This is a genomic window from Phenylobacterium sp., from assembly GCF_020253645.1.
Taxonomy (GTDB): Bacteria; Pseudomonadota; Alphaproteobacteria; order Caulobacterales; family Caulobacteraceae; genus Phenylobacterium.
In genome coordinates this window covers 15,272-27,165 of the sequence record NZ_JADCBG010000189.1, presented here as the reverse complement: position 1 = coordinate 27,165, position 11,894 = coordinate 15,272, and the positions used below count along the sequence as shown (strand labels likewise).

At 68.2% G+C, this 11,894-nt stretch carries 9 protein-coding genes; 5 read left to right on the top strand and 4 right to left on the bottom strand.

Features of this window, described 5'->3' with window-relative positions; translation table 11 throughout:
• From INE98_RS12640 to INE98_RS12630, 3 genes are all read right to left on the bottom strand, one after another.
• The coding region (locus INE98_RS12640; RefSeq protein WP_293539285.1) for a hypothetical protein at positions 1-523 on the bottom strand (523 nt) is incomplete at its 3' end.
• 25 nt (positions 524-548) lie between these two features.
• Positions 549-1,466 (bottom strand): DMT family transporter, encoded by a 918-nt coding sequence (locus INE98_RS12635; protein ID WP_293539284.1) that lies wholly within the window; start codon positions 1,464-1,466, stop codon positions 549-551.
• A 23-nt stretch (positions 1,467-1,489) separates the two neighbouring features.
• On the bottom strand, positions 1,490-2,506 hold the full coding sequence (locus INE98_RS12630; RefSeq protein WP_293539283.1) for an aldo/keto reductase: 1,017 nt from the start codon (positions 2,504-2,506) through the stop codon (positions 1,490-1,492).
• 146 nt (positions 2,507-2,652) lie between these two features.
• Between INE98_RS12630 and INE98_RS12625 the strand changes: the two genes are divergently transcribed.
• Genes INE98_RS12625 through metH form a run of 5 tightly spaced genes read left to right on the top strand, consistent with a single transcriptional unit; the run spans position 2,653 to position 9,636 of the window.
• On the top strand, positions 2,653-3,978 hold the full coding sequence (locus INE98_RS12625; RefSeq protein ID WP_293539282.1) for an aspartate aminotransferase family protein: 1,326 nt from the start codon (positions 2,653-2,655) through the stop codon (positions 3,976-3,978).
• A 42-nt stretch (positions 3,979-4,020) separates the two neighbouring features.
• Positions 4,021-4,974, top strand: coding sequence for a metalloregulator ArsR/SmtB family transcription factor (locus INE98_RS12620; RefSeq protein ID WP_293539286.1), 954 nt, complete (start codon positions 4,021-4,023; stop codon positions 4,972-4,974).
• Positions 4,971-5,891, top strand: a complete 921-nt coding sequence (gene metF / locus INE98_RS12615; RefSeq protein ID WP_293539281.1) for a methylenetetrahydrofolate reductase [NAD(P)H] — start codon at positions 4,971-4,973, stop codon at positions 5,889-5,891. Before INE98_RS12620 ends, metF begins: the two co-directional genes overlap by 4 nt.
• 29 nt (positions 5,892-5,920) lie before the next feature.
• Positions 5,921-6,982, top strand: coding sequence for a homocysteine S-methyltransferase family protein (locus INE98_RS12610; protein WP_293539280.1), 1,062 nt, complete (start codon positions 5,921-5,923; stop codon positions 6,980-6,982).
• On the top strand, positions 6,979-9,636 hold the full coding sequence (gene metH, locus INE98_RS12605) for a methionine synthase (protein WP_293539279.1): 2,658 nt from the start codon (positions 6,979-6,981) through the stop codon (positions 9,634-9,636). Before INE98_RS12610 ends, metH begins: the two co-directional genes overlap by 4 nt.
• 272 nt (positions 9,637-9,908) lie before the next feature.
• Here metH and ettA read toward each other — a convergent pair whose 3' ends face one another.
• A complete protein-coding gene (gene ettA / locus INE98_RS12600; protein ID WP_293539278.1) occupies positions 9,909-11,576 on the bottom strand; it encodes an energy-dependent translational throttle protein EttA in 1,668 nt (555 codons plus the stop codon).
• Positions 11,577-11,894: the final 318 nt, after the last annotated feature.

Genomic DNA, 11,894 nt, shown 5'->3' with positions numbered 1-11,894 from the left:
TCGGCGTCGACCACTCGGGAGCGAGTTCCGAAGCCTTTGTATAGTCGAGCCAAGCAGACTTGAGGTCCCCCAGCCGCTCATGGGCGAGGGCACGGTTATAGTAGGCCTTCGCGGGTTCGGAGACGCCCAGTTCGATCGCCTGGTTGATGTCCGCAAGCGCAGCTTCCGGCGCCTTGAGGCCGATCCGCGCCGCGCCGCGGTTGACGAGGGCCTCACCCATGGCGGGCGCGCGGCGGATCGCGGCGTCGAAGTCCCGCTGCGCGGACGAGTACTCCTGCCGTCGGAGCTTGAAGACGCCCCGGTTCACCAGGGTTCCGGCGCGATCCCTCTGATTCAGCGCCTCTGAGTCGAGGGCCAGCGTACAGAGCTCCTCGAACTTTCTGTCCACCTCGCCGGCCACGGCGGCCTGCGAACAAGCCTCTGCAAAGCCGCCGCCCAGCACCGTGATCGCCGCGGACGCCGAACCAGCTGCCGACATAACAATTGCCGCGCCCATCGCGGCGAGGGTCAAACGATACCGCATGTCGCTCTCCAAGCCTCGGGCAGCCCTAGGGGCGCACACCCCCGATTTCGCGCCAGAGAATATAGCTGCTGCTTGCGGCGACAACAATAGCGCCGACGAGGGTGAGGACAGCGGGGGTCTCTCCCCATATCAGAAAACCGATAAGCCCCGCCCAGAGGAGCTGGGTATAGTCAAACGGGGCCACGACAGCCACCGGAGCCCGGCGGATAGCTTCGGTCAGGAGCAGCTGTCCCGTTCCGCCGATGAGACCTGCGCCTACCAGAAGCGCCAGTGTGCCGGGTGATGGCAGGACCCAACCGAAGGGCAGGCTCATCAGCCCTAGAACGGTGCCTGCGAGGGTGAAGTAGAAGACGATGGTCGGTCCAGGCTCGGTGCGGCTGATTTCCCGGATGGCGATCATGGCGCCAGCGGATCCGACGGCCGCCGCAATGGCGAAGAGGACGCCGGCTCCGACGAACTGGCGGGGATCCGGGTGGATCATGATCAGGACGCCGATGAAGCCCACGGCCACGGCCATCCAGCGGTGGACGCCAACCGGTTCCTTCAGGATAAGTGCCGACAGGGCGACCATGAACAGCGGGGCCGAGAACGAAATCGCAGTCGACTGGGTCAGTGGAAGAAGGCTGACGGCGGTGAAGCCGCAAACCATGCCGGTCAGGCCCACGGTGGAGCGCACGAGGTGAGCGCCGGGGCGGCGCGTCCGCAGCACCCCGAAGCCGGTGGTCTTCCAGATGTAGAGCAGCACGGGGATGAAGGCGAAGGCGTTCCGGAAGAAGATGATCTCCAGAACGGGCACGCCCCGCTCCGCGCAGAACTTCACAACGGCGGCGAGAAGCGCCATGAGGGCCATGGCGAGGACGCGAAGGAGAATCCCCAGAGCCGGGTTCTGAGGGACCGGACGCGCGCCCGCAAGGTCAGCAAGGATCGGAGCCGGCGCGGTCAAGGGGCGGGTCCTGTTCGGGTGTCTCAGCCCATGGGGTACAAGATATCCCGGCTGATTTCATCGATAGCTTTCAGGATCTCCGGCGACAGCACTAGATCCGCGGCCGCGAAGATGTCGTCCAGCTGGTCCTCGCGGGTCACTCCGACGATAGTCGAGGCCACGAAGTCATGCTGCTTGGACCAGGCGGTGGCGAGGGTGACCAGGGACATGCCCGCCTCGGCGGCGATCTTCGCGAAGCGCTCGGTCGAGGACAGGCTCTTCTCGTTGACGAAGCGGCGCGCCATGGTCGCCTGCCGGCCGCCCAGCTCAAGGTAGCGGCTGAAACGGGCCCCGGCCGGCAGGGCGCCGCCATTGTACTTGCCGGACAGCACGCCGCCCGCGAGGGGCGAGTACGGGATCGAGCTGACCCCCTCCTGCCGGCAGACCTGAGCCAGGTCGTCCTCGAAACGGCGGTTGTTCAGGCTGTGGTTGTTCTGGATGGTCTCGTAGCGGGCGAAGCCCTCGCGCTCCGAGGTCGACAGGGCCTTCATCAGGCCCCAGGAGGTCTCGTTGGAGCATCCGAGCACCCGCACCTTCCCGGCCCGGACCAGCTCGTCCAGGGTCTCCAGGGCGTCCTCGTAGCGGGCGCCGTGGTCCGGCCAGTGGGTCTGGTAGAGGTCGACATAGTCGGTGCCCAGGCGGCGAAGGCTGTCCTCGATGGCGCGGGTGATGTTGTGACGGTCGAGGGCCGTCATGCCGGCGCGCTGGGAGCCCTTGATCCAGCCATGGCTGGGGCCGCAGACCTTGGTCGCCAGGATGATCTCGTCCCGGCGCCTGGTCTTCATCCAGCGACCGAAGATCTCCTCGGTCAGGCCTGCCCAGGATTCCTGGGGGGGCACCGGATAGTTCTCCGCGGTGTCGAAGAAGTTGATCCCGGCCTCGAGGCTCCGGTCGAGGATCCGGTGGGCGGTCTTCTCGTCCGCCTGCGACCCGAAGGTCATGGTCCCCATGCAGATCTTGGAAACGACGATCGGGCTGCGGCCCAGGCGTTGATGCTGCATGGCGGTCTCCCCTGATACGGCGCAGGCCTGATCGCCCGTCTGTCCGACCATCGGCTGATAAGCGCGCCCCTGCGGGGTGGCAAGCCTCGCAATCACGGTCGGAGGCGCTAAGATGCCACCGGTTCCTGAGCGAGAGGGGCAAGGGCATGAGCGCGGACTACGGGGACAACCGGCCGGACCTGTCGGCCTTCTGGATGCCCTTCACGGCCAACCGGCAGTTCAAGGACGCCCCTCGCCTCCTGGCTGAGGCCAGCGGCATGTACTACCGCACGGTGGATGGCGATGAGGTCCTGGATGGCACCGCCGGCCTCTGGTGCTGCAACCTCGGCCACGCCCGGGAGGAGATCACCGCCGCGGTGTCCCGGCAGCTGGCCACCCTGGACTTCGCCCCGACCTTCCAGATGGGCCATCCCCTGCCCTTCCGGCTGGCGGCGGCCCTCTCGGAGGTCGCGCCGCCCGGCCTCGACCGGATCTTCTTCACCAATTCGGGCTCGGAGTCGGTGGACACCGCCCTGAAGATGGCCCTGGCCTATCACCGGGCCCGTGGCGAGGGCCAGAGGGTGCGCCTGATCGGCCGCGAGAAGGGCTATCACGGCGTCGGCTTCGGCGGGATTTCGGTCGGCGGCCTCGTCAATAACCGTCGGACCTATCTCACCCTGCCGGGCGCCGACCACATCGCCCATACCTTCGACCCGGAGCGCAACGCCTTCTCCCGCGGACTGCCCGAGCATGGGGCTGAGAAGGCGGACGAGGTCGAGCGGCTGGTCGCCCTGCACGGGGCCGAGACCATCGCCGCCGTCATCGTCGAGCCCGTGGCCGGTTCGGCGGGGGTCCTGCCGCCGCCCAAGGGCTACCTGGAGCGCCTGCGGGCGGTCTGCGACCGGCACGGCATCCTGCTGATCTTCGACGAGGTCATTACCGGCTTCGGCCGGCTGGGCGAGCCCTTCGCCGCCCAGGCACTGGGCGTCACCCCGGACATCATGACCACCGCCAAGGGCATCACCAACGGGGCCCTGCCCATGGGCGCGGTCTTCGCCAACCGGAAGGTCCATGACGCCATAGTCCAGGGCCCGCCGGCGGCCATCGAGTTCTTCCATGGCTATACCTATTCCGGGCATCCCGTCGCCTGCGCCGCGGCCCTGGCGAGCCTGGAAATCTATCGGCGCGACGGCCTCTTCACCCGCGTGAAGTCCCTGGCAGGCCCCTGGGAGGACAGCCTCCACGCCCTGCGCGGCAAGCCCAACGTGATCGACATCCGGAACATCGGCCTGATGGGGGCGATCGAGCTGGCGCCCCGGCCGGACGCTCCGGGCGCCCGCGGCTATGAGGTTCTGGTCAAGGCGCTGAAGGCGGGTCTCCTGGTCCGGGCGACGGGCGACATCATCGCCCTGTCGCCCCCCCTTATCATCAGCGAGGCCGAGATCGGGAAGCTGTTCGACATCCTCGGCGGGGTGCTCGACGGGGCCGCCTGAGCCCGGCGGGTTGACATAAAGACATAAAGATATCTTTATGCGCTGATGTTGAGCGCCGATCGTACAGTCGAGGTGCTGCGCGCCGCGGGCGAGCCCTCGCGGCTGCGCATTCTCGCCCTCCTGGCGCGCGAGGAGCTGGCGGTGCTGGAGATCTGCAAGGTGCTCGACCAGAGCCAGCCGCGGGTCTCGCGGCACCTTCGACTGCTGGCCGAGGCCGGCCTCGTCGAACGGTTCCCGGACGGCGCCTGGGTCTTCTATCGCTCCGCCGCCCCGGGCCATGCGCGAAGCCTGGCCGACCAGGTACTGGCCGGGCTCGATCCTGCGGACGCCGCCCTCACCCGCGACGCCGAGCGGCTGGAGGCCGTGCGCGCCGAGCGTCGGAACGCCGCCGACCATTACTTCGCCCGAAACGCCGCCACCTGGGACGAGATCAGATCTCTGCATGTGGCCGAGGCTGAGGTGGAGGCGGCCATCCTGCGGGCCGCCGGGCCGGGTCCCTTCCAGAGGCTGGTGGACCTGGGGACGGGGTCGGGTCGCATGCTCACCCTCCTCGGCGAGAGGTCGAAGTCCTGTATCGGCCTGGATCTCTCCCAGCAGATGCTGAATGTCGCCCGGGCGCGGGTTGAGGCGGCAGGCCTGAAACAGGTCGAGCTTCGTCACGGAGACATCTTCTCCACGCGCCTCCCGGACGGCTGCGCCGACCTGGTCGTCGTTCATCAGGTGCTTCATTACCTCGGGGATCCGGCGGCTGCGGTTCGAGAGGCGGGACGATTGATCGGAGCCAGCGGGCGTCTGGTCATCGTGGACTTCGCCCCTCACTCCCTCGAAGTGCTTCGTGAGCAGCACCAGCATCGCCGCCTGGGCTTCGCCGCCGCGGAAATGAAGCGCTGGCTGGTCAGTGCAGGCCTTCCCCAGGTCGACCTCGAAACCCTTCCTCCCGACCGTACCGGCGGCCTGACCGTCTGTGTCTGGACCGCCCAAAGGAGCCCTGCATGACCGAACCCGCCCTTGGGCCTATCGCCCGCGCGGGGGCCGGCCTCGCAAGCCCGCCCTCCGTCTCCTTCGAGTTCTCCCCGCCCAAGACCGAGGAGGCCGAAGCCTCGCTCTGGGAGGCCATCCGCCGGCTGGCGCCGCTGAACCCCGCCTTTGTCTCCGTCACCTACGGCGCCGGGGGCTCCACCCGCGACCGGACCCATCGCACGGTGACCCGCATCCTGGCGGAGACCCGCCTGTCGCCCGCCGCCCACCTGACCTGCGTCGACGCCAGCCGGGCCGAGGTGGACGAGGTGATCCGAGACTACTGGGACGCCGGGGTCCGGCATATCGTGGCCCTGCGCGGCGATCCGCCGGGCCAGATCGGCGGGGTCTATCTCCCCCGGGAGGACGGCTACCTGAACGCCACCGAGCTGACCGCGGGCATCCGCGCCATCGGCCCCTTCGAGGTCAGCGTCAGCCTCTATCCCCAGACCCACCCCGAAAGCGGATCGGTCGATCACGACATCGACGTGCTCAAGGCCAAGATCGACGCTGGCGCGACCCGGGCCATCACCCAGTTCTTCTACGACACCGACGGCTTCCTCCGGTTCATGGACCGGGTCCGCAGGGCCGGCGTCACCATTCCCATCTCGCCAGGCATCATGCCGGTCTCGAACTTCAAGGGCCTGAAGCGCATGGCGGGCCCCGTGGGCATCCCCCTGCCCGGCTGGCTCGGGAGCCTGTTCGAGGGCCTGGACAAGGACCCGGAGACCCGCCGCATGATCGCTGCAGGCGTGGCCGCCGAGATGTGCGTCAAGCTGGCCGAGGAAGGCTATTCCGACTTCCACTTCTACACCCTGAACCGGGCCGACCTGGTCTACGCCATCTGCCGGATCCTCGGCCTGCGCGAGCGGACCGAAGCAGGAGGACAGGGATGAGGGGCGGCCTGACAGGAGAGACTTTCCAGATGACCCGCACAGAGCGCATCGCCGCCCTCAAGGCCGCCTCCCGGGAGCGCATCCTGGTCCTCGACGGCTCCTGGGGCGTCATGATCCAGAAGCGCGGCCTCGACGAGGCCGACTACCGGGGCGACCGCTTCGCCGGCCATCCTGGCCAGCTGAAGGGCAACAACGACCTCCTCTGCATCACCCGCCCGGACATCATCACCGAGCTGCACGACGCCTATTTCGGCGCCGGGGCGGACATCTCCGAGACCAACACCTTCTCGGCCACCACCATCGCCCAGGCGGACTACAGCCTGGAGGCGGCGGTGCGGGACATCAACCTGGAGGGCGCCCGCCTGGCGCGGGCCTCCGCCGACCGCTGGACCGCCGCCGAGCCGCACAAGCCGCGCTTCGTCGCCGGCTCCATCGGGCCCCTCAACAAGATGCTGTCCATGTCGCCGGACGTGAACGATCCCGGCGCCCGCTCGGTCACCTTCGAGGAGGTCTACCAGGCCTATCGCGAGCAGGTCATCGCCCTGAATGAGGGCGGCGTGGACCTCTACCTGGTCGAGACCATCACCGACACGCTGAACTGCAAGGCGGCCATCAAGGCCATCCTGGACCTCAAGGACGAGGGCTACGAGCCCCTGCCCATCTGGATCTCGGGCACCATCACGGACCGGTCGGGACGGACCCTCTCCGGCCAGACCGTCGAGGCTTTCTGGAACTCCGTCCGCCACGCCCGGCCCTTCGCCATTGGCCTGAACTGCGCCCTGGGCGCGGACCTGATGCGCCCCCACATCGCCGAGCTGTCGCGGGTGGCCGACACCCTGGTCAGCGCCTATCCCAACGCGGGCCTGCCCAACGCCATGGGCGAATACGACGAACAGCCGCACGAGACCGGCCATTCGCTTCACCAGTGGGCGGAGGACGGCATCGTCAACATCGTGGGCGGCTGCTGCGGCACCACCCCGGACCACATCGCCCACGTGGCCCGGGCGGTACAGGGCCTCAGCCCACGAAAGCCGGCCGAGCGTCCGCGCGCCATGCGCCTGTCGGGCCTGGAGCCCCTGGAGCTGTCATGAGGCCGACCTTCGTCAACATCGGCGAGCGGACCAACGTCACCGGCTCCGCCCGCTTCCGCAAGCTCGTCGCCGAGGGGAACTATCCCGAGGCCCTGTCCGTCGCCCGCCAGCAGGTGGAGGCCGGCGCCGCCATCCTCGACGTCAACATGGACGAGGGCCTGCTCGACTCCGTGCGGGCCATGACCACCTTCCTCAACCTGATCGCCGCAGAACCCGACATCGCCCGGGCGCCAGTGATGATCGACTCCTCCAAGTGGGAGGTGATCGAGGCGGGCCTGCGGTGCGTACAGGGCAAGGCCATCGTCAACTCCATCTCCCTGAAGGAGGGCGAGGCGGCCTTCCTGAAGCAGGCCCGCGCCTGCCTGCGCTATGGCGCGGCGGTGGTGGTCATGGCCTTCGACGAAAAGGGCCAGGCCGACACCCTGGCGCGCAAGACCGAGATCTGCGCCCGCGCCTACAAGACCCTGGTGGACGAGGTGGGCTTCCCCCCCGAGGACATCATCTTCGACCCCAACATCTTCGCGGTCGCCACCGGGATCGAGGAGCACGACAACTACGCCGTCGACTTCATCGAGGCGACCCGATGGATCAAGGCCCACCTGCCCCACGCCCGGGTCTCGGGCGGGGTCTCCAACGTCTCGTTCAGCTTCCGGGGCAACGAACCCGTCCGCCGGGCGATCCACGGGGTCTTCCTCTACCACGCCATCGGCGCGGGCCTGGACATGGGCATCGTCAACGCAGGCGACCTGCCGGTCTACGATGACATCCCGACCGAGCTGAGGGACGCCGTCGAGGACGTCATCCTCAACCGGCCCCGGCGCGATCCGGCCCTGACCAACACTGAACGGCTGGTGGAGCTGGCGCCGGCCTACAAGGGCGGGAAGTCCGAGGCGAAGGGACCCGACCTGGCCTGGCGCGAGGCGCCGGTGGCCGAGCGCCTGGCCCACGCCCTGATCCACGGGGTCACCGACTACATCGAAGCCGACGTGGAGGAGGCCCGGCTGGCGGCGGGGCGGCCCCTGGAGGTCATCGAAGGCCCCCTGATGGACGGCATGAACCGGGTCGGCGACCTGTTCGGCGCAGGCAAGATGTTCCTGCCCCAGGTGGTGAAGTCAGCGCGGGTCATGAAGCAAGGCGTGGCCTGGCTCCTGCCCTTCATGGAGGCCGAGAGCGCCGGCCAGGAGCGCCAGAGCGCCGGTCGGGTTCTCATGGCCACCGTCAAGGGCGACGTCCACGACATCGGCAAGAACATCGTCGGCGTAGTCCTGCAGTGCAACAACTACGAGGTCTTCGACCTGGGCGTCATGGTCCCGGCCGACCGCATCCTCGACGAGGCCGAGCGCCTGACGGTGGACATGGTCGGCCTGTCCGGCCTGATCACCCCGAGCCTCGACGAGATGGTCTTCGTGGCCTCGGAGATGGAGCGGCGGGGCTTCCGCATGCCCCTGCTCATCGGCGGCGCCACGACCTCCAAGACCCATACGGCAGTGAAGATCGCCCCGGCCTACCCCTCGGGCTCGACCACCTACGTCCTCGACGCCAGCCGGGCCGTGGGCGTGGTCTCGGCCCTGCTCTCCCCCACCGAGCGTGAGCGCTTCACTGCCGAGACCGTCGCGGAGTACGCCCGGGTGCGCGAGCAGTTCGAGCGCGGCCAGGACAACCGGGGCCGGATGAGCCTCGTTGACGCCCGCCGGCGCGCCTTCGCCACGGACTGGACGAAGACGCCGCCGCCGCGCCCCTCCTTCACGGGCCTCAAGACCTTCGAGGACTGGGACCTCTCAGACCTTGCCGAGCACATCGACTGGACCCCCTTCTTCGCCAGCTGGCAGCTGTTCGGCCGCTTCCCGGCAATCCTCGAGGACGAAGTCGTCGGTCAGGCCGCGCGGGACCTCTATGCTGACGGGCGGCGGATGCTCGACCGCATGATCCAGGGGCGCTGGCTGACCGCCAAGGCGACCGTCGGGTTCTGGCCGGCCCAGGCCGAGGGTGACGACATCCTGGTCTATGCGGATGAGGCGCGCACCCAGGTCGCCGGCCGCTTCCACACCCTGCGCCAGCAGATGGTCCGCACCGAGGGCGACAGGGCCAACCTCGCCCTGTCGGACTTCATCGCGCCGGTCGGCGGGCCTCCGGACTGGCTGGGCGGCTTCGCCGTCACCGCCGGCCACGGCGAGATCGAGATGGCCGAGCGGTTCCGCAGGGACGGCGATGACTATTCCGCCATCCTGGCCACCTCCCTGGCCGACCGGCTGGCGGAGGCCCTGGCCGAAGCCCTGCACCGCAAGGTCCGCACCGAGCTCTGGGGCTATGCGCCCGACGAGGTCTTCGACCTGGAGTACCTGATCGGCGAGACGTACCGGGGCATCCGTCCGGCCGCAGGCTATCCGGCCCAGCCCGCCCACACCGAGAAGGCCGAGCTCTTCCGGCTCCTGGAGGCGACTCCCCGCACCGGGATCACCCTGACCGAGAGCTTCGCCATGGACCCGCCTTCCAGCGTATCCGGCCTCTACTTCAGCCACCCGGAAAGCCACTATTTCGGCGTTGGCCGGATCGACCGCGACCAGGTCGAGGACTACGCGCGCCGCAAGGGCTGGGACCGCTCCACGGCCGAACGCTGGCTGGCGCCGATCCTCAGTTATTCGGCGAGATCCTGACCGCGTGGTTGAAGGGGTCGGGGGAGCCGCCGGAGTTCCCCCTCCGTCCCGGCGCCTCGCCCCCAGAGGCGAGGAACTGGAGCGGGAATTGCTCCCCTCAGGGGGAGCTGTCGGCAAAGCCGACAGAAGGGGTCAACGGCCCCTCGGCAGACCCCCTCCGGCCCGCTTCGCGGTCCACCTCCCCCTTGGGGGAGGAATTACAGCGCCCAATTGCTCCCCCAAGGGGGAGCTCCGGGCGAAGCCCGGTGAGGGGGTCAACCGAGCCTCGAACCCTACCGCGAGAACTTCTGGAACTTGATCCGGTGGGGGATGAGGCTGTCGGCGCCGAGGCGGCGCTTCTTGTCCTCTTCGTAGGCCTCGAAGTTGCCCTCGAACCACTCCACATGGCTGTCACCCTCGAAGGCCAGGATGTGGGTGGCCAGGCGGTCGAGGAACCAGCGGTCGTGGCTGATGATCACCGCGCAGCCTGCGAATTCCTCAAGGGCCTCCTCGAGGTTCTGCAGGGTCTCGATATCCAGGTCGTTGGTCGGCTCGTCGAGGAGGATGACGTTGCCGCCGGTGGTCAGGGTCTTGGCCAGGTGGACGCGGTTGCGCTCACCGCCGGACAGCTGGCCCACCTTCTTCTGCTGGTCGCCGCCCTTGAAGTTGAAGGAGCCCACATAGGCCCGGGTGTTGATCTCGCGCTTGCCGACCGTGAGGATGTCGAGGCCGCCCGAGACTTCCTGCCAGACGGTCTTGTTGGGATCGAGGGCGTCGCGGCTCTGATCGACATAGGCCAGCTTGACGGTCTCGCCGAGGCGGAAGGTCCCCTCGTCGGGCTGTTCCTGGCCGGTGATGATGCGGAACAGGGTCGACTTGCCGGCGCCGTTGGGACCGATGACGCCGACAATGCCATTGGGCGGGAGTTTGAACGAAAGGTCCTTGAAAAGAACCTTGTCGCCATAGGTTTTTGAAAGGTGGGAAGCTTCCAGCACCACATTGCCCAGACGCGGGCCGGGCGGAATCTGGATGGCGGCGAAGGTCTGGGCCTGCCGGGAGCTTTCCTGCTCGGCGACCATGCGCTCGTAGGCGGCGAGACGGGCCTTGGACTTGGCCTGGCGGGCCTTGGCGCCGGACCGCACCCATTCCAGCTCGCGGGTCATGGCGCGCTGGCGGGCTTCGCTCTCGGACTGCTCCTGGACGATCCGTTTGGTCTTCTGCTCCAGCCAGCCGGAGTAGTTGCCCTCGTAGGGGATGCCCTTGCCGCGGTCGAGCTCCAGGGTCCACTTGGTCACCTGGTCCAGGAAGTAGCGGTCGTGGGTCACCAGGATGACGCAGCCCGGGAAGGCCTCCAGGTGATGCTGCAGCCAGGCCACGCTCTCGGCGTCCAGGTGGTTGGTGGGCTCGTCCAACAGCAGCATGTCGGGCTTGGACAGGAGCAGGCGCGCCAGGGCCACCCGCCGCTTCTCACCCCCCGAGAGGTTCTCCACGCCCCAGTCGTCCGGCGGGCAGCGCAGGGCGTCCATGGCCATCTCGACCTTTGAGTCGATGTCCCACATGTCACCGGCGTCGATCTGCTCCTGGAGGGTCGTCATCTCCTCCATGAGCTCGTCGGTGTAGTCCTCGCCCAGCTGGCCGGCGACCTCGTTGAACCGGGCGACAAGGCGCTTTTCCTCGCACCAGGACTCCACGTTCTGGCGGACGTTGAGGGCCGGGTCGAGCTGGGGCTCCTGCTCGAGGTAGCCCATCTTCACGCCATCTGCGGCCCTGGCCTCGCCGCTGAACTCCTTGTCCAGGCCGGCCATGATCTTCAGCAGGGTGGACTTACCGGAGCCGTTGACCCCGACCACACCGATCTTGGCGTCCGGATAGAAGGACAGCCAGATGTTCTCGAACACCTTCTTGCCGCCGGGATAGACCTTGGTCAGGCCCTGCATCTGGAAAATGTACTGCTGCGCCATGGGGCTTGCGGGCTCGCGGATCGAGGAATGGGAAGGCCCGCCAGATAGCCCCCCGGCGGGGCCGGCGCAATGGGAGGGCGTCAGATGCGGATCAAGCCCCCGGCGGCGACCTGTCGGGTCTCGGCGAACTCCGTCAGGACATCCGGGTCAGGCTGGAGGGACGGCCGCCGTCCCCTGTTGCCGCCTCCCACCGGGCGCCAGGGTGAAGGCGGTGGAGAAAGGTCTTGTCTGGTCCCCTGCCGCGCCAACCCCGAGGGGTGCAGCCCAAGGCCGCGCCGGGATCTTGTCTACGGTCAGGGTCGGGATTTCCCGGAGATG

Coding starts and splice junctions, on each gene's coding strand:
- ettA (WP_293539278.1), bottom strand. CDS start 11,576: ATGGCGCAGCAGTACATTTTCCAGATGCAGGGCCTGACCAAGGTCTAT.
- INE98_RS12610 (WP_293539280.1), top strand. CDS start 5,921: ATGACCCGCACAGAGCGCATCGCCGCCCTCAAGGCCGCCTCCCGGGAG.
- INE98_RS12625 (WP_293539282.1), top strand. CDS start 2,653: ATGAGCGCGGACTACGGGGACAACCGGCCGGACCTGTCGGCCTTCTGG.
- INE98_RS12630 (WP_293539283.1), bottom strand. CDS start 2,506: ATGCAGCATCAACGCCTGGGCCGCAGCCCGATCGTCGTTTCCAAGATC.
- metF (WP_293539281.1), top strand. CDS start 4,971: ATGACCGAACCCGCCCTTGGGCCTATCGCCCGCGCGGGGGCCGGCCTC.
- metH (WP_293539279.1), top strand. CDS start 6,979: ATGAGGCCGACCTTCGTCAACATCGGCGAGCGGACCAACGTCACCGGC.